Origin of the sequence: Mycobacteroides abscessus ATCC 19977, assembly GCF_000069185.1 — a bacterium.
GTDB lineage: Bacteria > Actinomycetota > Actinomycetes > Mycobacteriales > Mycobacteriaceae > Mycobacterium > Mycobacterium abscessus.
In genome coordinates this window covers 3,451,746-3,476,515 of sequence record NC_010397.1, presented here as the reverse complement: position 1 = coordinate 3,476,515, position 24,770 = coordinate 3,451,746, and the positions used below count along the sequence as shown (strand labels likewise).

Here is a 24,770-nt window from a genome sequence, read left to right as displayed (position 1 = left end):
CGATGGAGTGGTGAACTGTCAGGAAGTGCGCGAGCAGCTGTCGGCATGGGTCGATGGTGAGCAGGCAAGCGTCGCGCGTAAGCGGCTGGATGAGCATGTGCTCTCCTGCGCTTCCTGCCGCGAATGGCTGGGGCGGGCCCGCGGGCTCGACCGCCAGTTCGCGTACGCACGTTCGGCCCCGACCCGCGATCTGACCGGACAGATCCTGGCGGCCGCCGCCGTCGAGCCCCTTACGCCGATGGCGCGATACGCCCACTGGGCGCGGCACAACATCAACCGGTGCGCGTTGGTGCTCATCGGGTTACTTCAGCTCGGTGTGGCCGGAATGCAGGTCGCGGGAATCGACTTCGGCATGGTCTCGGCCCACCATCATGGCGCGATGACGGGTGCACACCTCATGAACGAATCCACCGCCTGGGTGGTGGCCCTGGGTGTGGCCATGGTGATCGCCGGGGTGCGACCTGCCGCCGCAGCCGGCATGGCAACGGTGTTGGGTGCGTTCGCGCTCGTGCTCACCGGGTATGTCATCAACGATGCCGTCAACGATCAGGTCACGCTTGCCCGCATCATCAGCCACTTGCCGGTGCTACTCGGATTGATCTTCGCGCTGCTGGTTCTGCGCGACTACCGGGCCGGCCGTACGCCGCCCAATCAGCACCGTGCCGTGTTCCTTGACGAGGTGGCAGCGGGGGAGCGACACCTGCGCTCCGCCGATAACTCAGCCGCCTGAGGCCGCGGTCCCGCGGCGGCTCGCCACCAATCCGCCGGCAAGGTCGATGGCGAGGAACGCGGCCAACGAGATTCCCAGTAGCGGCATGAACCAGCCAACCCCGACGACGACCACGGCCAGGATCGCCAGCTCTAACGGCTTGAGCGCGAGCAGGCCGCCTCGTCGCGGCGGCACCGGCCAGCGCCCACTCTTGGTGGGGCGCCTGCGCCACCACATCAGGTAGCCGCGAGTGATGACGGTGATGAGACCGATCACGACGAGGGCTACCAGGATCTGATTGGGGATGCCGAACAGGACGCCCATGTGGCCGTCTATCGCCCATTCCGTCGACTTCTGCAGCAATGACCACTCCGAGAAATTGCTGCGCCCGGTGATCTCCCCGCTGGATGGGTTCACGGTGATGGCGTCGAGCTGGGTAGGGATGCTGCGCTTACGTTCCGAGACCAGCCACGCGGTATTGGGCGCCGGCGGCGGCGTCATCCAGAGCGGGCCGCGCAGCCCGGCATCACGCACTGTCTGCAGCACCGTGTTGATCCCGGCAAGCGGCTCACCACGCGACGTGGCCGCGGCGCCATGGTGTTCATGCCCGGTCATCGGTGTGGCCGAGGCCGGATCGAGTTCGGTCGATAAGCCTGGCCGAATGGCCTGCGTGAGGTCGCCGATATTGGTACCGGCGTAGCGCGACCAGGTGAGCCCGGTGACCGAAAGGGCCAGCAGCCCAACAACTATCCAGACACCGACGGCGCCGTGCCAGGTCAATCTGCGCCGGCGCGGGGTGGCGTCGCGATCGGGCACCGCGATCCGCCGCAACCGGCCGGTGCGGCGGCGGTAACCGATCCACAGGAACAGCCCACCCAGGGCGACCACCCAGAGCCAGCTGGCCGCAAGCTCGCTGTAGTTGCGCCCGATCGCGCCCAGATGCAGGTTTCGGTGCAGTTCGTCGAACCAGGCACGCACCGGCAGCCACTCGCCGTAGGTGGTCAGTGTGCCGCGAATCTCGCCGCTGTACGGGTCGACGAACACGGTGCGGGAGTAATCCTCGGGAACATCCGGGACGGCCAGCACCACCCGGGTGGTGTCGTCGGGGTTCGCCGGGGGACGGATCGAGGTCACCGTGCCGGACGGCTGCGCAGCGGTCGCCACCGACACCTGTTGTGACAGTGGCAATTGCTGGGGGCCCACCGAATCGACCTTGAGTTCGTGCCGATAGACGGCGGCATCGACCTGCCCTACCAGGGCGTATGCCAGTCCGGTCAGGGCCGCGATCAGCAGAAACGGGCCGACGAGGAGCCCCGCATAGAAGTGCAGGCGCAGTACGATCGGTGCGAATCGCCCCCACACGGTGTCCGGCTGGGACTCGCGAGCATCGGGCCGGTCCTCGGTATAAGTCACGGGATATTGGTCGGATGAATCGGTTAAAGAGTTCCCGCTGTTCACCCCCGAACGTCTACGACATAGAGTAGGACTCGTGGCCACCGGCACCGACGACGAGCAGCTGCTTGAGCTTGCGCTGTCCGCTGGCCGTGGCGACCAGTCCGCGCTCGAATCTTTGGTCAAGGCGACCCAGGGCGACGTGTGGCGATTCGTTGCCTACCTGGCTGATTCCGGCGTCGCCGACGACCTTACCCAAGAGACATATCTCAGGGCTCTCGGCGCTCTACCGCGCTTCGCTGGGCGCTCGACGGTGCGCACCTGGCTGCTGTCGATCGCGCGCCGGGTGGTGGCCGACCATATTCGTCATCTGAAGTCCCGGCCGCGCATCGCACATGGTGCAGACCTCGAGGAAGCTTCGCTGCGCCGCCCCACGCACCGGTTCGAGGAGCTGGTGGAGCTCAAGTCGCTGCTGGCCGCGCTTGACGATGACCGGCGCGAGGCGTTGGTGCTGACCCAGGTGGTCGGCTTGTCGTACGCCGAGACAGCCGATGTCTGCGGCTGTGCCATCGGCACCATTCGTTCGCGGGTAGCCCGGGCCCGTGACGAGCTGATCGGCTGGGCCGAGCCCGAGAACCTGACCGGCTAGAGCGACGAGCGCTCGGCGGTCGGCCTCCATTCCCACCCCGTGCGCCGCTTAGAGCCCGGCTACCGCACTGGCGATCGGCGCGGTCCCTTCGGTCAGGAACAGGATCTCGTGCACCGTGTTCGGTGCTCCCAGCAGCTCGGCCACCACCGCCGCGACATCGGCGCGAGGGACGGATCCGCGCTCGATCTTGCTGGCCGACAAGGTAACTGAACCGGTTGGGGCTGTATCGGTGAGCAGGCCCGGGCGCAGGATTGTCCAGTCCAGCCGGTCGCGGGTGCGCAAGTCCTCCTCGGCGGCCGTCTTGGCGATCACATAGGCGATCCAGGACTCGTCGCCCTCGGTGGGCGCGGGCTCGCCGGCGCCGAAGGCGCTGATCTGAATGAAGCGGTGCACCTGGGCCTGCTCCGCCGCGGTGGCCAAGAGCACAGCGGCGGCGCGATCAACGGTGTCCTTGCGGGCCGGACCGCTGCCGGGTCCAGCACCGGCGGCGAATACGGCGGCATCGGCACCCGCGAGGGCGCCGGCCACGTCGTCAGCGTCGGTGGACTCCAGGTCCAGAACCAGCGGTAGTCCACCCCACGCCTCGACATCGGCAGCGTGATCGGGATTGCGGATCAGCGCGACGGCCGTGTCGCCGCGCGCCGCGAGCAGGCGGATCAGGTGCGCGGCGATCTGTCCGTGACCACCGGCGATGACGACCTTCTGCGGCATGGTGTTCCTTTCGTGGGCCCACGACCGACAACTGTGCCGGTGGTTCGGGCATTCCCGGGCGGGAGTCTCACAAGGCCCACTTGTTAGCTGTCAACAATCTTTTGTTGGCTCGGGCTAGGTAGATCTCATAGCGTTGGGGCTTGCCCGCGTGGGCGACTGATTGCTACCAGGAGTGGATATGGTCGACATCCCACACACCATCGATCCGGTTCAGCCCTATCGGCCGCAGGAACAGCCGCTGCGAGGGAAGGTCGCCGTGATCACCGGCGCATCGGCCAATATGGGTGCGGCGCTTGCGCGGACACTGGCCCAGGACGGCGCCCAAGTTGTCGTGCACTATCGCAGCGATAGCAAGGCCCAGCAGGCGGAGCGGGTTGTTCGGCAGATTCAGGAGTCCGGTAGCGACGCGGTGAGCTTCCAGGCGGATCTGTCCGTCCCCGAGAACTGCACCAAGCTTGCCGATGCCGCCTTCGAAGCGTTCGGCCGATGGGACATCCTGATCAACACCGCCGGCATGATCGTGCGGAAACCTTTGGCGGATATCACCGAAGACGAATATGACGGGGTCTTCAACGCCAACGCCAAGACGGTGTTCTTCATGATGCGTGAGGCGGCGCGCCGGATGGCCGACAACGGCCGGATCCTGAGCTTTGTCACCACGATGGTCGGGGCACTGGCACCCACCTACAGTGCGTACGCCGGGTCCAAGGCTCCCGTCGAGCATTTCACCAAGGCATTGGCCAAAGAGGTTGGTGGGCGCGGGATCACCGCGAACTGCATCGCGCCGGGCCCCTTGCAGACCAGCTTTTTCTATCCGGCCGAATCCGACGAGAACATCGCCTGGCTGGAGTCGATGAGTATCAACGGACAGATCGGGCGCGGTGATGACATCCTGCCGGTGGCCAGGCTGTTGGTCCTTCCGGAATCGGGGTGGACGACGGCGCAGACTATTTTCGTCAACGGCGGCATCATCTCGACCATCAACTAGTTGACGGCTTTACCTAGACTGGGCCGTGTGCGGAGAAGTGTCGAGAACATAGCTTGATCCCGGTCACCATCGTCTCCGGGTTCTTGGGTGCCGGTAAGACGACACTGCTGAACAATCTGCTGCGCAACACCCTGGGCGTGCGAATCGGCGTGGTAGTCAACGACTTCGGTGCCATCAACATCGATGCCATGCTGGTTGCGGGCCAGGTCGACTCGACCATGACCATGTCCAATGGATGCCTGTGCTGTACCGCCGATGATGACGAACTGGGCGGCATGCTGAGCGCTCTTGCCGGCCGGGACATCGACGCGATCGTCATCGAGGCCAGCGGGCTGGCCGAGCCGCTGCCTTTGGTGCGCATGGTGCTCGCGGCGACGGCCGAGGACCGGCGCATCGGTTACGGGGGACTGGTCACCGTCGTGGACACCGCTCAGTACGAGGACGTCGCCGTCCGGCACCCGGAGATCGCTCAGCACCTGGACCTGGCGGATCTCGTGGTTCTCAACAAGATTGACCTGGCAGACGCCGGGGACCGTACCCATCTGCGCGCTGTCGTCAAGGAACGCAATCCACGGGCGTCGATCGTGGAGACCACCGGAGCCGACGTCGACCCCCGGCTGTTGTTCGACAAGAAGGAGCGCCCCGAGCCTGTCGGTCAGCTCTCGCTCGAGGACCTCATTCGCGAGGATCACAGCCATGAGCATCACGCGCACCATCACTACGAGACTGTCGAATTCGCGACGGAACAGCCGCTGCATCCACGGCGACTTATCGAGTTTCTCGACAGTCAGCCGGCCGGCGTATACCGGATCAAGGGGCTGGTGCGACTGGGCGACAGGACGCTCGCGGTGCATACCGTGGGAGACCACATCAGCTTCGACAAAGTCGGGAGGGCATCGGATTTCTCGTCGGGGGCGAGTCTGGTGCTCATCGGCACGCACCTGGACGGTGACACCATCACCGAGCGTCTGCGCACCCTCATCGACGACCCGCCCGATCCCGACCGCGAGCGATCGATGCTGGTCCTGGGAAAGTATTTGCGCTAATCAGACGCCGCGTCTACTGTGGCTTCTCGTGCTGTACTTCTCCGGTCAACTCGTAGTAGCAACCCGCAGCGGGGTCTGATCCAGACCGACCCCTCGCTGTGGGTCGAAGCTACTACCTGTCGGTCGCCTTCCACTCCGGATGAAAGACCGCACATGCACTCTGACACCACCATCTCCCCGCAGATCGATCCGTTTACGGCACGCTTCGGCGTCCCACTGCCACGTGGGCTGCGCGAGGAGGCAGGCGATATGTCGTGGGCCTCGTTCTGCCAGACCTATGAGCGCAGCGGCGGCGCGCTGCGGTTGGGCCAGTGGTCCCAGACCGGCGGCACCTACCAGGCGACGCTGACGATCGGTGAGTGCATCGAGTCGGCGACGGTCAGCGCGTGCGGACCCATGGCGGCGCTGACCGCCATGCTGTCCGAACACGGCATACCGATGGAAACGCTCAGCTTCCATCAGCTGCGCGATGGCGATCAAACGTGCACATTCATCCGTGGCACCAACGGCTTGGGCACCGCTTGGGCGATGGGCCGCGCTCCCGACGCCACCACGTCCTCACTCAAGGCGGTCACCGCCTGCGCCAACCGTCTGGCGCGCTGACCCCTGCGCTCAGTGCAAGGGGCGCAGGATGATGGGCATGCCGTCAATGGGCAGCGGCATGCCGGCGTAGTCCCACTTGGGCTGGTAGTGGGGATGGGCCAGCTCAAACCGGTACCGCCGCAGCAGCCGGTGCATGACGGCCTTGATCTCCAGCTGTCCGAACACCATGCCGATGCACTTGTGCGCACCCCCGCCGAACGGCGAGAACGCGTATCGGTGGCGCTTGTGCTCATTGCGCGGTTCGGAGAAGCGATCGGGGTCGAACTTGTCCGGCTCTGTCCACAATTCGGGCAACCGATGGTTCATGCCCGGCCAGATGTTGATCATGGTGCCGGCCGGGATGTGGAAGCCGAGTAGATCGGTATCGCGGACCGTGGAACGGATGTTGAACGGCAGCGGGGTCACGAGCCGCAGCGCTTCGTTCATCACCAAGTCCAGGCTCTCCAGCTTCTCCAGCGAGTCGATGTCCAAGGGACCGTCGCCCAGGCGGTCCGACTCGTCCCGAACTCGTTCTTGCCACTCGGGATTGGCGGCCAGGTAGTACGCCATTGTCGTTGTGGTCGACGTGGTGGTGTCGTGCGCGGCCATCATCAGGAAGATCATGTGGTTGACGATGTCGGTGTCGGTGAAGGCGTCGCCTTCGTCGGTCTCCGCATGGCACAGCGCCGTCAGCATGTCCGCGCCTTCGGTTTTCTGTCGGGCAATACCGACTCGCTCGGCGAAATACTCCTCGAGCAGTTTGCGCCCCTGCAAGCCCTGCCACCATTTGAAGGGCGGAAGGCCGAACCGGAAGATGGCGCCGCCGGCGCGGGTGGTCGCCACGAATGCCTTGTTGACCTTTTCGAGCCGTTCATGCTGAGCGTGGGGCTCGTTGCCCATGAACACCACGGAGGCCACGTCCAAGGTCAATTCCTTGATGGCCGGGTAGAACAGGAAACGGTTGTCGTTCGTCGGCCACTGGGCGACGATCTCGCTGGCGACCGCATCGATCTGCTCCACGTAGCCGGCCAGCCGACTGCGCAGGAAGGCCTGCTGCATGATCAGCCGGTGCTCGCGATGCTCCTGGAAGTCCAGCAGCATCAGGCCACGGTTGAAGAAGGGGCCGATCACCGGTACCCAGCCCTGCTGAGAGAAGTCCTTGTTGGCATTGCTGAAGACGGCCTGCGTGGCATCGGGCCCCAGCGCCGCGACGATCTTTCCTATAGGTGTCTGTGTCCAGCTGACCGGTCCACGCTCCTGGTACATGTTGAGCACCCAGTCGATGCCACCGCGGAACATCTCGACCATGTGCCCGAGCATCGGCAGACCCTGATCGCCCATCACCGGCTTGAGGCCGCTACCAGGTGGCGGCGCGGCCAATTCCGTCATCGGCCATTCGCGGTTATTGAGGTAATTCTCGATATAGCCCATCCCCGGAAGGGTGTTCATGGTGGGGAGGCGGCGTTTAGCCTGGTCGATGAGGTAATCGGTGCTGCTGATCGTCGCCATGGGGCGTCGCTCCTTCGCTCGCGGCAAGCACGTCGATGTGCTCTAGCTCATCTTCGCCACAGGACTTGACGGGTGTCAAGTTCTGTTCGTACGGTGTTTCGGTGCAAACTGTGCAAGTGGTCAGTCCAGCGCGCAGTGGCACGCAGACCCGCGGCGATCGCCAGCGGGACGCGATCATGACGGCTGTCGCCGAACTCATCGCGGAAAACCACAGCTTCGCCGACCTCTCGGTCAGCGCGATCAGTGAGCGGGCAGGCGTCGGTAGATCCGGGTTCTACTTCTACTTCGACAGCAAGTACTCGGTACTCGCGCAAATGGTCGGTGACGCCTTCGCCGAGCTCGATGAGCTCACCCACTACTTCGCGCCGCGCGGTGAGGAAGAGACTCCCGAGCAGTTCGCCCACCGAATGGTGGGCAGTGCCGCGGCCTCCTTCGCGCACAACGACCCGTTGATGAAGGCGTGCCAGGAGGCGCGGATCACCGATCCGACCATTGCTGGACTGCTCGACGACCTCACCGATGTGGTCATCGAGAAGATCCTCAAGATCGCCGAGACCGAGGTGAAAGAGCGCGGTGCGCAACCGATCTCCGACGACCTGCCGGCGTTGGTGCGGTCGCTGGTGGCGTTGACCGCGTCCACGGTTTCGGGTGACAGCTCGTTCGTGGGGCGGAACACCGATCCCGCGCGGGCCATCGCCACCGTCGAAACCCTATGGCGTGTGAGCCTTCTGGGGCGGTGACTGGGTAGGCCCGGACCGGCGCCGCAGTACCGCATGGCGAATGCCGTAACCGAGTCCGCCGAGGACCGCGAGTGCGCCCAGCCAGGGCAGCAGCAGTCCGAACAGCAGTAGCACGCTGTTGGCGGCCGCTACCAGCCCATCCCAGCCGCGCTCTATTTCCCCGAAGAACCCCTGATACTTCGGCGGCGTCGGCGGCAGGCCGACCTCCTCGGCGCGGAACGTGACGGTGATCGAGCTGTAGGCGACCTGCTCACCGAGCTGATTGCGCTGTGCGCGCAGACTGTCCAGTTCGGCCTGGCGCTTGGACAGTTCGCTCTCGGCCTTGATCAACGCATCGGTGTCCTTGGAATCGCGCATGATCCCGAGCAGCCGGTCGACGGACGTCTGTAGTGCCGCGATCCGGGCATCCAGGTCGACTCGCTGCGAGGTCACGTCATCGCTCTTGGTATCGGCGGACTTGACCTTCCCGAGCTCCTTGAGATCACGCAGCACGCCGTCGAGCTTGGCCGCGGGGATCCGCAGCACGATCGATGTCTGTGCACGGTCTGCCCGCGACCCCGCGTCTTCCGAGCGGCTCTCGACTCGGCCGTTGGCTGCCTCGGTGAGTCCGGCGGCCTTGTCGGCCGCCTCGGAGGGATTGGGGACGGTGATCGTCATGCTTCCGGTCTTGACGATGTCGCGTTTGGATTCGGTCGGCGGCCCGTACTGGGGAGCCTGCTGTAGCGAATCGCGCAACGGGGCCGCCGGCGTCTGGGTGTAGGTGGGTGCCGCAGTGGCGGGGTAACGCCCAGAATCGGGTGCCTCGGTACGCGAAGGTGAGTTCCCCGAGCACGCCACGGTTGCCATCAGTGCTACTGCAATTGTAGTTGCCCACGGTAACCAACGTCGCCGAGATTGCGTGCCATGAAAGGTCATCATTTGAAGGTACCGTTTGCTATTGGACCGCGCAGAAATTCAAGATTCTCGGCCGGTACGGTTCAGTAATGGCGTACGAATTCACCGGTAAGCGCTGCTTTGTTACGGGAGCCGCGAGCGGTATCGGACGGGCCACCGCGCTGCGGCTGGGGCGCGAGGGTGCCGAGCTGTTTTTGACCGATCGAGCGGCCGACGGGCTCGAGTCTGTTGTCGAGGAGATCAAGGCGGCCGGAGGGAAGGTCAGCGCCTACCGAGCGCTCGACATCTCCGATCACGAGGCGGTGGCCGCCTTCGCCTCGGACATCCTCGCGACGCACCCGAGCATGGATGTCCTGCTCAACATCGCGGGCATTTCCGTATGGGGCTCCGTCGACAGGCTCAGTCACCAGCAGTGGCGTTCCGTGGTGGACATCAACCTGATGGGCCCCATCCACGTCATCGAGAGTTTTGTGCCCGCGATGATCAAGGCCCGCAAGGGTGGCCAGATCGTGAATGTCTCCTCGGCGGCCGGGATTGTCGCCCTGCCGTGGCATGCGGCGTACAGCGCCAGCAAGTACGGCCTGCGCGGGGTTTCGGAGGTGCTGCGCTTCGATCTCGCGCGATACAAAATCGGCGTCACGGTGGTGGTGCCGGGTGCCGTCAACACTCCGCTGGTGCGCACCGTCGACATCGCGGGCGTGGATCGTGAGAACGAGAATGTGGCCCGATGGATCGGGCGGTTCGTGGGCCACGCGGTGAGCCCGGAGAAGGTGGCCGATCGGATCCTGTACGGCATTCGGCACAACCGCTATCTGGTGTACACCTCGGTCGATATCCGGGCGCTGTATCTGTTCAAGCGCACATTGTGGTGGCCGTACAGCGTCGCGATGCGGGTGGCCAACTACGCGTTTACCAACGCGCTGCGGCCCGGATTCCAGAAGACAGGTTCGGCGTCGTCGCCGCGGGACTCCTAACGCCACCAACCGTCAAATGGCGTGACCGGCTGCGCCCGCTTGTGACGGGTCTGTAGGTACCACCGCTCAATGCGGTCGGCGGCCTCGACGGTGACGGCCTTGCCCTCCAGATAGTCGTCGATCTGCGCGTAGGTGACGCCCAGGGCGACCTCGTCGGGAAGAGCGGGCCGATCGTCCTCCAGATCGGCTGTGGGCACCTTATGGGAAATGCTGTCCGGTGCGCCGAGGTGAGAAAGGATTTGCGCGCCTTGGCGTTTGGTGAGTCCAGTAAGTGGGGTGACATCGACTCCGCCGTCGCCGAACTTGGTGAAGAACCCTGTGACAGCCTCGGCCGCGTGGTCGGTGCCGACGACCAGTAGCCGGTGTTGGCCGGCAGCCGCGTACTGGACGACCATCCGCTCCCGGGCTTTGATGTTGCCGCGCACGAAGTCCGTCGGGGTCTCGCCGAGTGCCTCGGCGACCGCCTTGGTCGCAGCGTCGGAGGTTTCCTTGATGTTGATGACGATGGTGCGGTCGGGGTCGATAAAGCGAAGGGCCACTTGGGCATCTTCTTCATCGGCCTGCACGCCGTATGGCAGCCGCACCGCGATGAACTCGGCGGCCACTCCTTCGAGCCGCGATTCCTGTGCCGCCAGCTGGCACAGTCGCCCGGCCAGCGCACTGTCCTGCCCGCCGGAGATGCCGAGGACGAATCCCTTTGTGCTGCTGGCCCTTAAATAATCCTTGAGGAAGCCCACCCGTCGTGACACCTCGGCCGCCGGATCGATCGTGGGGGAGACGTCGAGGGCGGACCGGATCTCTTCGCGAAGGCTGCTCATGGCCCGACTGTAGAACGCTCGGTCAGCGTGCGCACAGCTTGTGCACCAGGTCCTCCCACGCGTCGCCGAGTTGGGCGACCGACTGGCCGTTGGAGTTGGTGGCGAAATACACGTATCCGGGATCGATGATCGACATCAGGGCGTGGGTCTGTGCGTCGAGATCGCCGGTGCATTCGAGCTGGGCCAGCAGCGCCCGGATGTGTGCGCGGACCAGCAGGGTCGGTGGTGCGTTGTGCCAGGCATCGGTGTCCGCGGTGGTGGCGCGGGCAAGGTCCAGGTGGCGTTCCAGGAATGCCAGTCGTGCCCGTCCGAACGCGATGAGCCGGGTCAGTGGGGGAGCATCAGGGCCAAGGGGTGGTGGTCCGAACATGAACGCCTGCTGCTCGATGTGCTCCTCGTGGTCGAGCAGTGCCAACAGGAGTCCCGTGCGGCTGCCGAAGCGGCGAAACAGCGTGCCCTTACCCACGCCTGCGGCGTGGGCGACGGCATCCATCGACATTCCGTCCGGGCCTACCTCGTCGAGCAGCTGGCGGGCGGCGTCCAGCAGCAGGGCGCGGTTGCGGGTTGCGATGGCTCGCTCGCGGACGGGATTCTGCGCAAGGTCGACAGAAAGCAGGGGTATTTCTTGACCAGGCATAACAGATTGATAGTAGCCGCTGGGAATGAAGCGGACCACGGTCCGTATTGTAGAACGTGACAAAGAAGCAGGATGTAGGTGCGACAAACGCGCCGCTCTGATGAAAGGTGTTCCCCATGGCCGAGAAAGTGGCAGAGAAGAACGTGCTGGCAATCGTCGGAAGCCTGCGTAAGGCATCGGTCAACCGGCAGCTCGCGGAGGCCGCTGCCGAACACGCGCCGGCCGGTGTGAGTGTGACCATCTATGAGGGACTGGCTGATCTGCCGCACTACAACGAGGACATCGACGGTGAGGGTGCTCCCGCCGCCGCAGAGGCCCTGCGTGCGGCCGTCGCGGATGCCGACGCGGTGCTGCTGGTGAGTCCGGAGAACAATGGCACCATTTCCAGCTCGCTGAAGAACGCGATCGACTGGCTCTCGCGTCCCTTTGGATCGAGTGTCTTCAAGGGCAAGCCGACAGTTGTGATCGGAACCTCGGCGGGCCGCTATGGCGGCATCTGGGCGATCGATGAGACCCGCAAGGCGGCTGGGATCGCGACCGCCAACGTGCTCGAAGACGTCAAGCTCGCCGTGCCGTCGTCGGCGTTCGATGGCAAGCACCCGCGTGAGCATGCCGAGACGGTCGCTGAGCTGACCAAGGCATTGGACGCGTTGACCACCGCCTAATCAGTGCGGTCCGGTTGCCCGTCATCGTGAATCGGTGACGGGCAATTGCGTATCGCAGGCTGAGCGGTTCAGCGTGCCGATCCGGCCCACGTTTCTCGCATACCGGAGATAGAGGCGACGCTGATGGCGCATATCACCAGCAGCATGAGTCCGACCGCCCAGCTGCCCAGTGTGTTCTGCAACGGTCCGGCGATCAACGGCGGTATGGCGCCCCCGAACACGCCGGCCACGTTGAACGCCACCCCGGTGCCGCTGTAGCGGGTACCTACCGGATAGGACTCCGGAAGGAAGCTCGCCATCGGGCCGAATGCGAGCCCGAACAACACATAGGTGAGTGCCATGGCTGCCAGGTAGGCCCAGAATGGGCCGCTGGTCAGCAGGGGAGTGACCAGTAGCGTCCAAGGGAGCGTCAAGGTCATGCTGCTCAATATGACTGTGCGGCGGCCCAGCCGGTCGCTGAGAATTCCTCCGGCAGTCGCCGACACCATGAGAACGACAGCCCCCAAGGCTCCGGCAGCCAGGATGGCGGCCCGGGAGAAGTGCAATTCCGATCTGGCGAATCCCGGAAAGTATGTATTGGTCATGAAGGACAGCGTGAAGATGATCAGCATGGTGCCGCTGGTCAGCACCAGGGTGCGGGGGCTCTCTGTGATGACATGTCGCAGTGGCGATTTGACCAGCTGGTGGTGAGCCTTCGCCTCCACGAACTGGGGCGTCTCGGCGATCTGGAGCCGGATGTACAGACCCACCGCCACCAGCAGGCCGCTGGCAATAAAGGGCACGCGCCATCCCCACGACAGGAACGCGGGACTGTCTTCTCCGATCGTCAGGCTGACGATGAGGAAGACCAGGCTGCTGAGCAATAGCCCCGTCGAGGTTCCGATCGGCACGGCGGTGGCGGCGCGGCCGCGGTTCTGGCTCGGCGAGTATTCGGCGGAAAGTAACGCCGCGCCGCTCCACTCGCCTCCGACCGCAAGGCCTTGCACCAGTCGCAGTATGACGATGGCGGTCGGCGCGGCTGCCCCGATGGTGGCGGCGCCGGGAACCAGGCCGACCGCCATGGTCGCGAGCCCCATGGTGATCAGCGTGACCACCAAGGTGCCTTTGCGGCTGAAGCGGTCTCCATAGTGGCCGAACAGGGCGGCACCGATGGGCCGGGCCAAGAATGCCGTGCTGAAGGTGGCGATAGAGGCGAAGAGCGCCAGGGAATGGCTGAGATTCGGGAAGAAGACGGCCGGGAATACGAGTGCGGCCGCGGTGCCATAGATATAGAAGTCGTAGAACTCGATGGCAGACCCGACCGCGCTGGCCATGAATACGCGGCGCGGGCTGACTTGTCCATCGGCCATCTGCCGCGGCTCTGCCGGGGATGAGGTCATCGTGGGACTACCTCCGGTGCTGATGATTGTCGCGCCGTTGAGAAAACCGGCAGTCCTTGGCGTCGCAGCTTAGTCTGCCCGCGTCCGCTGCCGTGAAGCACTGAGGCATGTTCCCGGCGAACAGATTAGCCCTCGGACGGGCCGGGTACCCGAAAGCCACCTGCGCGCTATGGCGGCCGACAACCAGGGCCGCTGCCGCCGGATCTGGATCTATCCCCAATTTCGTCCACAGAACTTCACAGTTTCCACAGACTCGCCGGGCGACATCGTTTGCCCGGGGGTGGGCGGTCTGCTAGCCGGTGTCGGTACCTGGTGGTAGACACCCCATATGTTCCAGCCATGGCCGCGCGGCCGGACACGCCGCCCTGGCGACACGCCGGGGTTTGTAGGGCTGGAAGTCTCACGACCAGGGAATTTCATGAATGTTGTTCAGAACATCTTGTATGAGTTCCGATTGTCGGACACTAGGTGTAGTGTCTGGAACACCGAAAGGCCGGGAACGAATCCGGTCCGCCCGGCCCGGATTTTCGCCAGAACTTCTGGACAATCCCGGCGCTCAGCCACCACGGGCGGCGCGGAATTTTCCCGGGCTCGGGACTGCTGAAAACTTTGTTGAGATGTCCACGATCGATTCGCTGAGGAGCTACGCATGAGCATCACCGTCTACACCAAGCCCGCCTGCGTACAGTGCAACGCGACGTACAAGGCCCTCGACAAGCAAGGCATCGAGTACAACGTCGTGGACATCACCGAGGTCCCCGAGGCCCGCGATTACGTGATGGCGCTCGGCTACCTGCAGGCACCTGTGGTCGTGGCCGGTGACGATCACTGGTCGGGATTCCGTCCCGACCGCATCAAGGCGCTCGCCGGTGCTGTCGCCGTCTCTGCTTGATAAGTAGCACGTAGTACGGGAGCCGGGCATGGCCCATTTGGTCTATTTCTCCAGCGTGTCGGAGAACACCCACCGCTTCGTCCAGAAGTTGGCGAGGGCAAGCGAAGCGCGGGGAGAGGGACCCTGTCCCGCCATCCGGATCCCGCTGCGCGGCGATATCGAAGTCGACACTCCTTATGTTCTGATCGTGCCGACCTACGGCGGCGGGCATCCGGTGCCTGGCAAGGCCGGGGGATACGTCCCCAAACAGGTCGTCAAATTCCTCAACAACGAAAACAACCGATCCTTGATCCGCGGTGTTATCGCGGCCGGGAACACCAATTTCGGCGCGGAGTACTGCTACGCGGGCAAGGTCATCTCGGCCAAGTGTGACGTGCCGTATCTGTATCGCTTTGAACTCATGGGCACTGCTGAAGACGTAGAGCAAGTGCTCGACGGACTCGATGAATTTTGGAAGGACACACCGTGGCGCCAACCGCGACAACTGCAGAACCAGTGACCGCTGCGCACGGCTCGGCTCACGGCGAGCTGGACTATCACGCACTCAACGCGATGCTCAATCTGTATGACGCAGAGGGCAAGATCCAGTTCGACAAGGACGCGGCGGCGGCGCGGCAGTACTTTCTGCAGCACGTCAACCAGAACACGGTCTTCTTCCACAATCAGGACGAGAAGCTCGATTACCTGATCGAGAAGGAGTACTACGAGCGTGAGGTGCTCGACCAGTACTCGCGCAACTTCGTGAAGTCGCTGCTGGACCGGGCGTACGCCAAGAAGTTCCGATTCCCGACCTTCCTGGGCGCGTTCAAGTACTACACCTCATACACGCTCAAGACGTTCGACGGGAAGCGCTACCTGGAGCGCTTCGAGGATCGCGTCGTCATGGTGGCGCTGACCCTGGCCGCCGGCGATCTGCAGCTGGCCGAGAAGCTGGTCGACGAGATCATCGACGGACGCTTCCAGCCGGCCACCCCGACCTTCCTCAACTCGGGTAAGAAGCAGCGCGGCGAGCCGGTGTCCTGCTTCCTGCTGCGCATCGAGGACAACATGGAGTCCATCGGCCGCTCCATCAACTCGGCACTGCAGCTGTCCAAGCGCGGTGGCGGTGTTGCCTTGCTGCTCACCAATATTCGCGAGCACGGGGCGCCGATCAAGAACATCGAGAACCAGAGTTCGGGTGTCATCCCGATCATGAAGCTGTTGGAGGACTCCTTCTCCTATGCCAATCAGCTCGGTGCCCGCCAGGGTGCCGGTGCGGTCTACCTGCATGCGCACCACCCGGACATCTACCGGTTCTTGGACACCAAGCGTGAGAACGCCGATGAAAAGATTCGGATCAAGACACTCTCGTTGGGCGTGGTGATTCCGGACATCACCTTTGAGCTGGCCAAGAAGAACGAGGACATGTACTTGTTCTCGCCGTATGACGTCGAGCGTACCTATGGGGTGCCGTTCGCCGACATCAACGTCACCGAAAAGTATTACGAGATGGTCGATAACGGCCAGATCCGCAAGACGAAGATCAAGGCGCGTGAGTTCTTCCAGACCCTGGCCGAGCTGCAGTTCGAGTCGGGCTACCCGTACATCATGTACGAGGACACCGTGAACCGGGCCAACCCCATCGAGGGCAAGATCACTCACTCGAACCTGTGCTCGGAGATCCTGCAGGTATCGACGCCCTCGCTGTTCAACGACGATCTGTCCTACGCCAAGGTGGGCAAGGATATTTCGTGCAATCTGGGTTCGCTCAACATTGCCAAGACGATGGATTCGCCGGACTTCGCGCAGACCATCGAGGTGGCGATCCGTGCACTGACCGCGGTGTCCGATCAGACCCACATCTGGTCGGTGCCGTCAATCGAGCAGGGCAACAACGACTCTCATGCCATCGGTCTGGGGCAGATGAACCTGCACGGCTATTTGGCGCGCGAGCGGATTTTCTACGGTTCGGAAGAGGGTGTGGATTTCACCAACATCTACTTCTACACCGTGCTTTACCACGCGCTGAGGGCGTCGAACCGCATTGCCATTGAGCGCGGTACGAAGTTCGGCGGGTTCGACAGGTCGAAGTACGCCAGCGGCGAGTTCTTCGACAAATACACCGACCAGGTGTGGGAGCCGAAGACCGAGAAGGTGCGTCAGCTGTTTGCCGATGCCGGGATTCGCATTCCGACACAGGATGATTGGCTGCGGTTGAAGGAATCGGTGCAGCAGCACGGCATCTACAACCAGAATCTGCAGGCGGTGCCGCCGACGGGATCGATCTCCTACATCAACCACTCGACGTCGTCGATTCACCCGGTTGCCTCGAAGATCGAGATCCGTAAGGAAGGCAAGATCGGCCGGGCCTACTATCCGGCGCCGTACCTGACGAACGACAACCTGGAGTACTACCAGGACGCGTACGAGATCGGCTACGAGAAGATCATCGACACCTACGCCGCGGCCACTCAGCACGTGGATCAGGGTTTGTCGCTGACGCTGTTCTTCAAGGACACCGCCAGCACGCGCGACGTGAACAAGGCGCAGATTTACGCTTGGCGCAAGGGAATCAAGACGCTGTACTACATCCGGTTGCGCCAGATGGCGCTGGAGGGCACCGAGGTCGAGGGCTGCGTGTCCTGCATGCTGTAGAGGTTTTGGATAACAAGCGGGCCAGGAGGATTCTCCTGGCCCGCTTGCATGTCGAAGGTCACTCGCGACGGCGTGATCGTCCTACTTGCGGCGCTGTTTCCCAGCTTCCCGCATCTCGTGATTGAAGCGCCAGCCGATACCGTCGAGTGGATTCCATGATCGGCTGCCCACCACTCGATGGCGGTAGTAGGCCGGGCCGGCCAGGATCATGTACAGCGCACCGTTGGATGTCAATCCGCTGAAACCCAAGGGCGGAAATGCCAGGTAGAGAACAACTCCAAGAGCCACGTTGAACAGCGTTAACGTTATCGCCTTGCGCCACATCCCCTTCGCCACGAAGTAGATGGGCCCGAAGAACAATGCGGGTAGGTTGATGACCGACCGCATCTTGGTTGCGAGGGGCCGGGCCTGAGCGGCGGCCACGGCGTCCGGTGTGAACCGTGTGCCGTAGCGGTCGTAGAAATCGAATTTGAGCCGCCAATACGCCGATAGATCGCTGCGGTCATCGGTCGTTGTCACCGGCACAACGTAGCAAATCGAAAGAGCCTCTCCTTGCAGGTCTTCTCCCAGTACGGGTTCTTCTCCTGGTGCCGCCGACGGATCGCCGAATCGGTGTCTGCCGCCAGAGGGAATTACCCCTCCCGTCGAAGGGGAGGTGACGCCCGGAGCCGCTAGTCGGCCTAGTGGGCAGGCAAAAGGTGCGCAGAGCCTGTGGAATCAAAAGGGCGGTGAGTGGCGATTTGCTCCAGCCGATAAGTACCACAATCAGCACTGGGGCTATAACCCGCACAATGTGCCGAACTCGCCATGGCAAAACTTTCCGATAGGCGATCTGCCCCTAGAATAGGTGGATAATGACTGTGATAAATATCGGTCCTTATAGCTACTTCGGTGACGAGGCGACTCTTGTATCCGGGGATCAAGATGGCCTGCGTGTGTTCGAGTCCGCGTTACGTACCGCGCAGGAAGCGGGTAGGTCCTCTTTCGACAGCGGGGGCGTTGTAAATCAGATAGTGCGACAAAAAGGTTCGGCAGATATAGAATTCAGCCAGCAAGTTATTGTCTGGCGATTTGATGATGAAAAACTGAGTGAACTTATTGCGTTGACAGAGTCGCTGACCGGGGCCAAGTCAGCTGCACATCAGTACATCGACATAAATAGCCCGACTTCGACTCTGGTCATCTCGGTTGGAGAGCATGTGTAGCCCAGTTTGTGCCTGTGGTAGTCAACAAAAGCTGGGCCCTGTGGGCGACTGTTGTAGATGTTTCCGATTACGGCTGGGTCTATGACTGGTGCTGCGAGCCGCGCAGGACCTTCTCCAGAGGCTTACCCCGCGCGAGTTCGTCTACGAGCTTGTCGAGGTAGCGGATCTTTCGCATCAGTGGGTCGTCGACCTCCTGTACCTTCACTCCGCACACGACGCCTGTGATGAGCGAGGCATCCGGGTTCAGCGACGCGTCGGAAAAGAACTCCGCGAACGTCGCCCCGTCCGTGAGACGGCGGCGCAGCGTCGTCTCGTCGAAGCCGGTCAGCCATCGGATGACCTCGTCGAGTTCCGCTTGCGTGCGACCCTTGCGTTCGACCTTCGAGAGGTAGTGCGGATAGACCGAGGCGACGGGGGTGCGGAAGATCCGATGCTCCATGGCCTGAGGCTAACCGCCTGGTCTGCGGCGCCGCTCCGTGTAAGGCTCAGTCCTTGCGGGCCTTGTCCGCATGCAGCGCCTTCAGGCGTCGCTCTTCACGCAACACATTCTGATAGCTTTCGCGTTCTGCGATCAGCCATTCCGGCTTCTCTTCGAGCAGCTGATTGATCTGCTCGGTGGTGAGCGCTTCCTCGACGCCGCCCCGGGACAGACCCGAGATCGAAACACCCAGCTTGGCCGCCACGAGGTTCTTCGGGTGCGGTCCGTTCTTGCGTAGATCCTTGAGCCACTGCGGTGGATCCTCCTGCAACGCAGCGAGCTCGGCACGGGTGATCGCATTCTCCTGGAACTCCGCAGGCGTCGCTTGTAGGTACACATCCAGCTTCTTCGCCGCCGTGGCGGGTTTCATGGACTGCGCGTTCGGCCTGCTCATGGCATCAGCCTATCGGTAGCCTGAGGCAGTGACCTCGCCCTCACTCACCCTCGGGTACGTCCCCGGTGGGACGCCCGCGAAGTGGGCACGGATCTGGACGCAACGTCATCCCGATGTCTCCCTGCAATTGCGCGCCGTCACCGCCGCCGAAGCGGCCGATGTGGTGCGGGACGGCGCCGTCGACATCGCGTTGCTCCGGCCGCCGGCCGAGACCTCGGGGCTGGCGCTTATTCCTCTCTACGAAGAAACGACGGTGGCCGTGATACCCACCGATCACCTTCTCAGCGCCGTCGACGTGATCACCGCCGCAGATCTCGATGGCGAGCCGACGCTGCTGCCGCTCGATGACGTCCTGGCGTGGGCGGACGCCCCCGGCATCCCCGTCGGTCACCGGCCTGAGACCACCGCGGACGCAATAGAACTTGTTGCCGCCGGGCTCGGCGCACTCATCGTTCCGCAGTCGCTGGCACGGCTGCATCACCGCAAGGACCTCACGTACCGGCCTATCGCCGACGCACCTACGTGCCCGGTAGCACTGGCCTTTCCGGACGGCCAGCAGCCGCCACTTGTCGAGGAGTTCATCGGGATTGTGCGGGGTCGCAAACCGGATTCATCGCGAGGAAAGGCCGGGTCGGCCCCGAAGCGCACCGCGCGGGAGAAGACCCTCGCAAAACAGGCTGCTCGCGCTGCGGCGGGCAAGGTCGCCCGCGACCCAGGCCGACCGAAGCGTGGTCGGCGCTGAGCCTGAAAATCGTCGCGAGATTCAGGCTCGTCAGTGATCTAATGACCGCGTGACCCCCGACGAATGGTTGGAAGCACTGCGCAAGGGGATCGCGGCCGTCGCCGCGACCCCGCCCGAATATCTCACCCAGGACGCGCCATCCTGCCCGGGATGGACGGCGCGCGATCTGGTCGCTCACCTGGGCGGCGTACACCGCTGGGCGGTGGGAGTCATTGTCGGCCAAAAGGTTCCGTACACAGACCTGGACCCCGAGGCGCCGGCGGGGGAGGACGTCCTCGAGTGGTACACCGAGCGAGCCGACAAGCTGATTGCCACGCTGGCCTCGAGTGACCTTGACGCGCCGACGAAGTCGCCTTTCGGCGAGCGGCCGGTGCGGTTCTGGTTCCGTCGTCAGGCTCAGGAGGTGGCGGTGCACCGCTGGGATATTGGGCACGCCTATCGCGGCTGGGATGTCGATCCCCTCGACGCGGCACTGGCGACAGACGGGATCGGCGAGTGGTCGGAGGTTTTCACGCCCCGGCGCATCGGGCGCGATGGCGGCACCCCGGAAGAGCTACGGGGAGTGCGAATACTCCTGAAAGCCGACGACGCCGCCGGTTCCTGGCTGCTACGGGCTGACGCGGACAGTATCGGCATCGTGGATGACGACGGCGCACCGGACGCCACCATCACGGCGTCGACGTCCGATCTGCTTCTGGCGCTGTGGCACCGGGTTCCCTTGTCGCGCTTGGCGGTCGACGGGGATGCCGCCCACGTTGAGCGCGTACTCGACCTAGTCCGAATTTGAGACGGGGGAGCTCACGCGCCGCGCCACCCAGGTGCTGACGGTGGAGACAACCAGAAGGACCAACCCGACCCACAGTGCGTCGAGCCCGATGCGGTGATACGTCGCGGCGCCCAACACGGCGCCGACAGTCAGCCCCGCCCAGAGCGTGATGTAACGCAGCCAAACCCAGCGGGGCCCGCCAAAGAACGCATCGACCAGCCGCTGCCCGGCCTTCACCACCGTGCCCGTGATGTAGGTGAGCCCTACCTGGACCTCGCCGGAGCGCTGAAACACCGAGTTCATCGCGCCCATCGCCAGCGAGGTGACGAGCAACGCCGCGACGCCGGCCCCCGATTCTTGGGTGATCGCCGCCGCGGCAACGGTTGTCGAGGCTACGGCCAACACGGCAATTCGCTCATGTTCGCCACTTACCCGCGAGGCGATCGCACCGATCATCACCCCGATGAAGAACATGCCGATCAAACCGGCTGCCTTATACGCGGACTCCCAGTTCAGGGTGGCCGTCGACGCCGCCATCCTGGTCGTGTTGCCACTCATGAAGGACAAAAAGTACCCGCCCAGGTGCACAAATCCGATCGCGTCGAGAAACCCTGCGACAGTGGATAGTCCGGTGGCAAGCACCATCTCCCGCCGCCGGATGGACCACACGGCGGTACTAGTGCGACGTCTTGTGTCCGGGGCCCTGTGCTCGCTTGTACAGCACCTTGAGCATCCGGTCACGGAACAGGTCGTTGTCGATGAGCTTGATGCCCTGCGCGCACAGCCACGGGTTGCCGATGGCGCGGTGCATCAGCCGGCCGCGTTTGTACTCCTTGCCCCAGGCCTCATTCATCCGCTGCTCATAATTGATGAAGTCCTGCGGTCCGGCGTTCTGCAACGCGGCCACCGCGCATTCGCCTGCGGCCAAACCGGATTCGAGTGCCTTGGAGATACCGGCGCCACTGGCGGGCTTGCCCGCGCCCAGCGAGTCGCCCGCGAAGAGCACGCCCGGCCGCCACGGCGGCCAGGCGGTGAATCCCATGGGCAAGCGCCATGCGCGCACGCCCTTGTTCTTGCGCAGTTCGGCAAGATTGGGCAGCTCCCATTCTTTGGGCAGCTTGTTCATGTAGGTGTCCAGCACCTGCGCGGCGTTGACGTCCTGCCACCTCCGGTAGCTGTTGACGTATCCGATGCCGATGTTGATGCGTCCGCCGCCCAGTGGGAACACCCAGCCGTATCCGGGCAGTGCGTCCTGCTTGTGGTGGATCCGCAGGTCGATGTCCAGCATGTTGGAATCTTCGCGGTTGGCCGTCATCTCGGCGCGGATCGCGATCGCGCTGTATCCCTTGTATTCAGAGTCGATGTTCATCGCGCGTTTGAAGGGGGAGTAGGCGCCATCCGCGACGATCACCGCGTCCGCCGAGATGGTTTCGCGGGATCCGTTGGCCGTCTTGACCTCGACACCCTTGACCAGATCCCCATCGCCCACCGGTCCCACCGCTTCGGTGGACTGGCGCACCTCGACACCGGCGGATTCGGCGTGCTTGAGCAGCAGGGTGTCCAGCTCGGGCCGCCGCACCACATGCCCGTGATCGGGCATGCCCGGACGCTTCGGGAAGGTCAGTTCCCAGATGCTCCCGCTGTCGACCCGCACCCCGTCGACCCGGTGGAATTGGGCAACCTCCTGGGCCAGACCCATCTTCTGCAGGTAGCTCACCGCGCGGGCGGTCAGCCCATCACCGCAGGGCTTATCCCGCGGGAACTCGGCCTTGTCGACGAGCACCACGCGGGCACCCGTGCGGGCGGCCTGCCAGGCCGCAGATGACCCGGCCGGGCCCCCGCCGACTACCGCAATGTCGTAGTGCTTCTCGCTCACATAACAAATAGTAAGGGCCGCGAGCGCGTCTATTCGCCGTCGGGTTTGGTCACACCCAGGCTCGAACCGGCACGGTTCTCGTATGCGGTGCGTGCGCTGGTGTCGAAATCGAGAAAGACGCGGTCGGTACCGGTCTTCTTGCTCATGAACCTGCGGACCCCGGTAGGAAGCGAATTGACGATGGTCGTGACGGCGCCCAGCGGCTTGGGCACGGTGACCTGGACGCGGGGCTTCTCGATGATGCGCACCACCGCCGCGGCGATGTCCTCGGGCTCGACGGGCTTCTGGGCGCCGGTGGAATCGGTGCCAGCGATCAGCTCGGTATTGGTAAAAGTCGGTAGCACCGCGCTGACCTGGACTCCTTGTGGAGCGAACTCATCACTGAGAGCGCGCGAGAGTCCGACTACCCCGAACTTGGACGCGTTATAAACGGCCATGCCGGGTACCGCCATCAGGCCGGCGACGGAGGCGATGTTGACGACCTGACCGCGGCGGCGGGCCACCATCTCCGGCAGCGCCAGCTGACAGCCGTTGATCACGCCGTACAGGTTCACCTCCAGCATCGATCGGATGGCGCGGTCACTCGTGGAGAGGAATGGTCCGATCGGCATGACGCCGGCATTGTTGACGAGCACGTCGATGGGACCGCCGGCGCTGGCAGCCTCGAGGAAACGCTTGAACGACGCCGGGTCGGTGACATCCAGCGGATGTGCGTCGACATTGCCCTCTTCTTTGAGCCCCTCCACGGCCGACCCGAGTGCCTCCACATCACGGTCACCGATCACCACCCGGGCCCCGCGCCGCAAGAGAGCGGTGGCGGTGGCGTAGCCGATACCGCGCGCGGCACCGGTGATGGCGATGTTTTTGCCCGTGATTTTGTCCATGACCACGGACTTTACACGTGTCAAGTTTGTGTCACCGGAAATTCTCGGGAATGGGTTCGACACGCTTAACCACAACACGTTGTGTTGCGCCGGGATGTCGCCCCCTAGGGGTAGTGTCTGTTCCACAGTCAGCGAATCCCGCGAACTTGTTCAACGTTCTCCAGGAGTGGTCTCGTGAGTGAAAAACTGAAGCTGGTCAGCCGCGTCTCGGCGATCAACTGGAATCGGGTTCCCGATGAAAAGGATGCCGAAGTCTGGGACCGGCTTACCGGTAACTTTTGGCTGCCCGAGAAGGTGCCGGTGTCCAATGACATTCAGTCCTGGAACACGCTGACCGACCATGAAAAGCAGTTGACCATGCGGGTTTTCACGGGCCTGACGCTGCTGGACACCATTCAGGGCACCGTTGGTGCGGTCAGTCTGATCCCCGACGCGATCACTCCGCACGAGGAGGCGGTGTACACCAACATCGCGTTCATGGAGTCGGTGCACGCCAAGAGCTACAGCTCGATTTTCTCGACGCTGTGCTCCACGCGTGAGATCGATGACGCGTTCCGCTGGTCGGAGGAGAACCCGAACCTGCAACGCAAGGCCGAGATCGTCATGGAGTACTACCGGGGTGACGAGCCGCTCAAGCGCAAGGTTGCCTCGACCTTGCTGGAGAGCTTCCTGTTCTACTCCGGCTTCTACCTTCCGATGTATTGGTCCAGCCGCGCCAAACTCACCAACACCGCCGACATGATCCGGCTCATCATCCGCGATGAGGCCGTGCACGGGTACTACATCGGTTACAAGTTCCAGCGTGGTCTGGAGCGCGTCGATGAGGCCAAGCGTGCCGAGATCAAGGAGTACACGTACGACCTGCTCTACGAGCTGTACGAGAACGAAACCGATTACACCGAAGATCTTTACGACGAGGTTGGGCTTACCGAGGACGTCAAGAAGTTCCTGCGCTACAACGCCAACAAGGCCCTGATGAACCTGGGCTATGAGGCGCTTTTCCCGCGCGAGGAGACCGACGTCAACCCGGCGATCCTGTCCGCTCTATCGCCGAACGCCGACGAGAACCACGACTTCTTCTCCGGCTCGGGTTCGTCGTACGTCATCGGCAAGGCCGTGAACACCGAAGACGAGGATTGGGACTTCTAGCCCGGTTCTCGCCACAAGACGCAAAGCCCCCACGCGCCCGGCGCGTCGGGGGCTTTT

The 24,770-nt window shown here is 63.5% G+C and carries 28 protein-coding genes; 15 read left to right on the top strand and 13 right to left on the bottom strand.

The features are described 5' to 3' along the window. Positions 1–10 precede the first annotated feature (10 nt). Positions 11–730 (top strand): DUF2275 domain-containing protein, encoded by a 720-nt coding sequence (locus tag MAB_RS17395; RefSeq protein WP_005094014.1) that lies wholly within the window; start codon positions 11–13, stop codon positions 728–730. Here the strand turns inward: MAB_RS17395 and MAB_RS17390 are convergent. Beyond that, positions 719–2,122, bottom strand: coding sequence for a PepSY-associated TM helix domain-containing protein (locus tag MAB_RS17390; RefSeq protein WP_005114546.1), 1,404 nt, complete (start codon positions 2,120–2,122; stop codon positions 719–721). The genes MAB_RS17395 and MAB_RS17390 overlap by 12 nt on opposite strands. Positions 2,123–2,198: 76 nt before the next feature. Between MAB_RS17390 and sigC the strand changes: the two genes are divergently transcribed. Next, positions 2,199–2,750 carry an RNA polymerase sigma factor SigC gene (gene sigC, locus MAB_RS17385; RefSeq protein ID WP_005056568.1) on the top strand — a complete coding sequence of 184 codons (552 nt, stop codon included), beginning with the start codon at positions 2,199–2,201 and terminating at the stop codon, positions 2,748–2,750. A 48-nt stretch (positions 2,751–2,798) separates the two neighbouring features. Here the strand turns inward: sigC and MAB_RS17380 are convergent, their stop codons facing one another. After that, complete coding sequence (locus tag MAB_RS17380) at positions 2,799–3,461, bottom strand: NAD(P)H-binding protein (RefSeq protein WP_005081176.1); 663 nt, start codon at positions 3,459–3,461, stop codon at positions 2,799–2,801. A 178-nt stretch (positions 3,462–3,639) separates the two neighbouring features. Here MAB_RS17380 and MAB_RS17375 point away from each other — a divergent pair, with 178 nt between their 5' ends. The 3 genes from MAB_RS17375 (at position 3,640) to MAB_RS17365 (ending at position 6,098) form a co-directional block, all read left to right on the top strand. Beyond that, positions 3,640–4,449, top strand: coding sequence for an SDR family oxidoreductase (locus MAB_RS17375; RefSeq protein WP_005056573.1), 810 nt, complete (start codon positions 3,640–3,642; stop codon positions 4,447–4,449). 53 nt (positions 4,450–4,502) lie between these two features. After that, positions 4,503–5,495, top strand: a complete 993-nt coding sequence (locus MAB_RS17370; protein ID WP_005081179.1) for a CobW family GTP-binding protein — start codon at positions 4,503–4,505, stop codon at positions 5,493–5,495. Between the two features lie 153 nt (positions 5,496–5,648). Beyond that, entirely contained in the window at positions 5,649–6,098 is a 450-nt protein-coding gene (locus tag MAB_RS17365; RefSeq protein ID WP_005111810.1) for a 2-isopropylmalate synthase, read from the top strand. A gap of 9 nt (positions 6,099–6,107) precedes the next feature. On the opposite strand, the gene MAB_RS17360 is transcribed toward MAB_RS17365, so the two are convergent. Beyond that, entirely contained in the window at positions 6,108–7,586 is a 1,479-nt protein-coding gene (locus MAB_RS17360; RefSeq protein WP_005056581.1) for a cytochrome P450, read from the bottom strand. A gap of 116 nt (positions 7,587–7,702) precedes the next feature. Here MAB_RS17360 and MAB_RS17355 point away from each other — a divergent pair, with 116 nt between their 5' ends. After that, the gene (locus MAB_RS17355; RefSeq protein ID WP_005056583.1) at positions 7,703–8,326 is read left to right on the top strand and encodes a TetR/AcrR family transcriptional regulator; all 624 of its coding nucleotides are present in this window, start codon (positions 7,703–7,705) and stop codon (positions 8,324–8,326) included. Here MAB_RS17355 and MAB_RS17350 read toward each other — a convergent pair. Further along, positions 8,297–9,172 (bottom strand): DUF4349 domain-containing protein, encoded by an 876-nt coding sequence (locus MAB_RS17350; RefSeq protein ID WP_005077222.1) that lies wholly within the window; start codon positions 9,170–9,172, stop codon positions 8,297–8,299. The two genes, MAB_RS17355 and MAB_RS17350, sit on opposite strands and share 30 nt — an antisense overlap. 137 nt (positions 9,173–9,309) lie before the next feature. Here MAB_RS17350 and MAB_RS17345 point away from each other — a divergent pair, with 137 nt between their 5' ends. Continuing rightward, positions 9,310–10,194, top strand: a complete 885-nt coding sequence (locus MAB_RS17345; protein ID WP_005077221.1) for an SDR family oxidoreductase — start codon at positions 9,310–9,312, stop codon at positions 10,192–10,194. Here the strand turns inward: MAB_RS17345 and nadE are convergent. Both nadE and MAB_RS17335 read right to left on the bottom strand, forming a co-directional pair. Continuing rightward, positions 10,191–11,012, bottom strand: a complete 822-nt coding sequence (gene nadE, locus MAB_RS17340) for an ammonia-dependent NAD(+) synthetase (RefSeq protein ID WP_005081185.1) — start codon at positions 11,010–11,012, stop codon at positions 10,191–10,193. The genes MAB_RS17345 and nadE overlap by 4 nt on opposite strands. Positions 11,013–11,034: 22 nt before the next feature. Then, a complete protein-coding gene (locus MAB_RS17335; RefSeq protein WP_005111807.1) occupies positions 11,035–11,649 on the bottom strand; it encodes a TetR/AcrR family transcriptional regulator in 615 nt (204 codons plus the stop codon). Positions 11,650–11,765: 116 nt separating this feature from the next. On the opposite strand from MAB_RS17335, the gene MAB_RS17330 reads away from it, so the two are divergent. Then, entirely contained in the window at positions 11,766–12,314 is a 549-nt protein-coding gene (locus MAB_RS17330; RefSeq protein WP_012296663.1) for an NAD(P)H-dependent oxidoreductase, read from the top strand. Positions 12,315–12,382: 68 nt separating this feature from the next. Here the strand turns inward: MAB_RS17330 and MAB_RS17325 are convergent, their stop codons facing one another. Next, complete coding sequence (locus tag MAB_RS17325; RefSeq protein ID WP_005081191.1) at positions 12,383–13,693, bottom strand: MFS transporter; 1,311 nt, start codon at positions 13,691–13,693, stop codon at positions 12,383–12,385. A 649-nt stretch (positions 13,694–14,342) separates the two neighbouring features. Between MAB_RS17325 and MAB_RS17320 the strand changes: the two genes are divergently transcribed. The 3 genes from MAB_RS17320 to nrdE are packed head-to-tail and all read left to right on the top strand — an operon-like array spanning position 14,343 to position 17,219. Further along, entirely contained in the window at positions 14,343–14,585 is a 243-nt protein-coding gene (locus MAB_RS17320) for a redoxin NrdH (RefSeq protein ID WP_005056596.1), read from the top strand. 28 nt (positions 14,586–14,613) lie between these two features. Beyond that, positions 14,614–15,084, top strand: coding sequence for a class Ib ribonucleoside-diphosphate reductase assembly flavoprotein NrdI (gene nrdI / locus MAB_RS17315; RefSeq protein WP_005056600.1), 471 nt, complete (start codon positions 14,614–14,616; stop codon positions 15,082–15,084). 53 nt (positions 15,085–15,137) lie between these two features. After that, positions 15,138–17,219, top strand: coding sequence for a class 1b ribonucleoside-diphosphate reductase subunit alpha (nrdE, locus tag MAB_RS17310; RefSeq protein WP_005090417.1), 2,082 nt, complete (start codon positions 15,138–15,140; stop codon positions 17,217–17,219). A gap of 81 nt (positions 17,220–17,300) precedes the next feature. Here nrdE and MAB_RS17305 read toward each other — a convergent pair whose 3' ends face one another. Next, on the bottom strand, positions 17,301–17,744 hold the full coding sequence (locus MAB_RS17305; protein ID WP_005056603.1) for a DUF2628 domain-containing protein: 444 nt from the start codon (positions 17,742–17,744) through the stop codon (positions 17,301–17,303). Between the two features lie 329 nt (positions 17,745–18,073). Here MAB_RS17305 and MAB_RS17300 point away from each other — a divergent pair, with 329 nt between their 5' ends. Next, positions 18,074–18,424: a hypothetical protein gene (locus tag MAB_RS17300; protein ID WP_005094002.1), complete on the top strand. Its 351-nt coding sequence runs from the start codon at positions 18,074–18,076 to the stop codon at positions 18,422–18,424. A 79-nt stretch (positions 18,425–18,503) separates the two neighbouring features. Here MAB_RS17300 and MAB_RS17295 read toward each other — a convergent pair whose 3' ends face one another. Further along, the gene (locus tag MAB_RS17295; RefSeq protein WP_005090412.1) at positions 18,504–18,863 is read right to left on the bottom strand and encodes a DUF2200 domain-containing protein; all 360 of its coding nucleotides are present in this window, start codon (positions 18,861–18,863) and stop codon (positions 18,504–18,506) included. A gap of 46 nt (positions 18,864–18,909) precedes the next feature. Beyond that, positions 18,910–19,296 (bottom strand): DUF5997 family protein, encoded by a 387-nt coding sequence (locus MAB_RS17290; RefSeq protein WP_005090410.1) that lies wholly within the window; start codon positions 19,294–19,296, stop codon positions 18,910–18,912. A gap of 28 nt (positions 19,297–19,324) precedes the next feature. Here MAB_RS17290 and MAB_RS17285 point away from each other — a divergent pair, with 28 nt between their 5' ends. Continuing rightward, entirely contained in the window at positions 19,325–20,038 is a 714-nt protein-coding gene (locus MAB_RS17285) for a LysR family substrate-binding domain-containing protein (RefSeq protein WP_005111803.1), read from the top strand. Between the two features lie 49 nt (positions 20,039–20,087). Beyond that, on the top strand, positions 20,088–20,825 hold the full coding sequence (locus MAB_RS17280; protein WP_005094000.1) for a maleylpyruvate isomerase family mycothiol-dependent enzyme: 738 nt from the start codon (positions 20,088–20,090) through the stop codon (positions 20,823–20,825). Here MAB_RS17280 and MAB_RS17275 read toward each other — a convergent pair. From MAB_RS17275 to MAB_RS17265, 3 genes are read right to left on the bottom strand one after another with little or no spacing between them, the layout of a single operon-like run. Then, the gene (locus tag MAB_RS17275; RefSeq protein ID WP_005081233.1) at positions 20,811–21,449 is read right to left on the bottom strand and encodes a YoaK family protein; all 639 of its coding nucleotides are present in this window, start codon (positions 21,447–21,449) and stop codon (positions 20,811–20,813) included. The two genes, MAB_RS17280 and MAB_RS17275, sit on opposite strands and share 15 nt — an antisense overlap. 31 nt (positions 21,450–21,480) lie before the next feature. Then, positions 21,481–22,680 (bottom strand): geranylgeranyl reductase family protein, encoded by a 1,200-nt coding sequence (locus MAB_RS17270; protein WP_005093999.1) that lies wholly within the window; start codon positions 22,678–22,680, stop codon positions 21,481–21,483. A 29-nt stretch (positions 22,681–22,709) separates the two neighbouring features. Then, on the bottom strand, positions 22,710–23,564 hold the full coding sequence (locus MAB_RS17265; RefSeq protein WP_005090402.1) for an SDR family oxidoreductase: 855 nt from the start codon (positions 23,562–23,564) through the stop codon (positions 22,710–22,712). 174 nt (positions 23,565–23,738) lie between these two features. Between MAB_RS17265 and nrdF the strand changes: the two genes are divergently transcribed. Continuing rightward, the gene (gene nrdF / locus MAB_RS17260) at positions 23,739–24,713 is read left to right on the top strand and encodes a class 1b ribonucleoside-diphosphate reductase subunit beta (RefSeq protein ID WP_005056634.1); all 975 of its coding nucleotides are present in this window, start codon (positions 23,739–23,741) and stop codon (positions 24,711–24,713) included. The last annotated feature ends 57 nt before the right edge of the window (positions 24,714–24,770 follow it).

Bases quoted from the DNA above. Each gene is read 5' to 3' on its own strand.
- MAB_RS17380 (WP_005081176.1), bottom strand. From the start codon at position 3,461: ATGCCGCAGAAGGTCGTCATCGCCGGTGGTCACGGACAGATCGCCGCG.
- MAB_RS17375 (WP_005056573.1), top strand. From the start codon at position 3,640: ATGGTCGACATCCCACACACCATCGATCCGGTTCAGCCCTATCGGCCG.
- MAB_RS17365 (WP_005111810.1), top strand. From the start codon at position 5,649: ATGCACTCTGACACCACCATCTCCCCGCAGATCGATCCGTTTACGGCA.
- MAB_RS17360 (WP_005056581.1), bottom strand. From the start codon at position 7,586: ATGGCGACGATCAGCAGCACCGATTACCTCATCGACCAGGCTAAACGC.
- MAB_RS17350 (WP_005077222.1), bottom strand. From the start codon at position 9,172: ATGGCAACCGTGGCGTGCTCGGGGAACTCACCTTCGCGTACCGAGGCA.
- MAB_RS17345 (WP_005077221.1), top strand. From the start codon at position 9,310: ATGGCGTACGAATTCACCGGTAAGCGCTGCTTTGTTACGGGAGCCGCG.
- nadE (WP_005081185.1), bottom strand. From the start codon at position 11,012: ATGAGCAGCCTTCGCGAAGAGATCCGGTCCGCCCTCGACGTCTCCCCC.
- MAB_RS17335 (WP_005111807.1), bottom strand. From the start codon at position 11,649: ATGCCTGGTCAAGAAATACCCCTGCTTTCTGTCGACCTTGCGCAGAAT.
- MAB_RS17330 (WP_012296663.1), top strand. From the start codon at position 11,766: ATGGCCGAGAAAGTGGCAGAGAAGAACGTGCTGGCAATCGTCGGAAGC.
- MAB_RS17325 (WP_005081191.1), bottom strand. From the start codon at position 13,693: ATGACCTCATCCCCGGCAGAGCCGCGGCAGATGGCCGATGGACAAGTC.
- MAB_RS17320 (WP_005056596.1), top strand. From the start codon at position 14,343: ATGAGCATCACCGTCTACACCAAGCCCGCCTGCGTACAGTGCAACGCG.
- nrdI (WP_005056600.1), top strand. From the start codon at position 14,614: ATGGCCCATTTGGTCTATTTCTCCAGCGTGTCGGAGAACACCCACCGC.
- nrdE (WP_005090417.1), top strand. From the start codon at position 15,138: ATGCTCAATCTGTATGACGCAGAGGGCAAGATCCAGTTCGACAAGGAC.
- MAB_RS17300 (WP_005094002.1), top strand. From the start codon at position 18,074: ATGACTGTGATAAATATCGGTCCTTATAGCTACTTCGGTGACGAGGCG.
- MAB_RS17295 (WP_005090412.1), bottom strand. From the start codon at position 18,863: ATGGAGCATCGGATCTTCCGCACCCCCGTCGCCTCGGTCTATCCGCAC.
- MAB_RS17290 (WP_005090410.1), bottom strand. From the start codon at position 19,296: ATGAGCAGGCCGAACGCGCAGTCCATGAAACCCGCCACGGCGGCGAAG.
- MAB_RS17275 (WP_005081233.1), bottom strand. From the start codon at position 21,449: ATGGTGCTTGCCACCGGACTATCCACTGTCGCAGGGTTTCTCGACGCG.
- MAB_RS17265 (WP_005090402.1), bottom strand. From the start codon at position 23,564: ATGGACAAAATCACGGGCAAAAACATCGCCATCACCGGTGCCGCGCGC.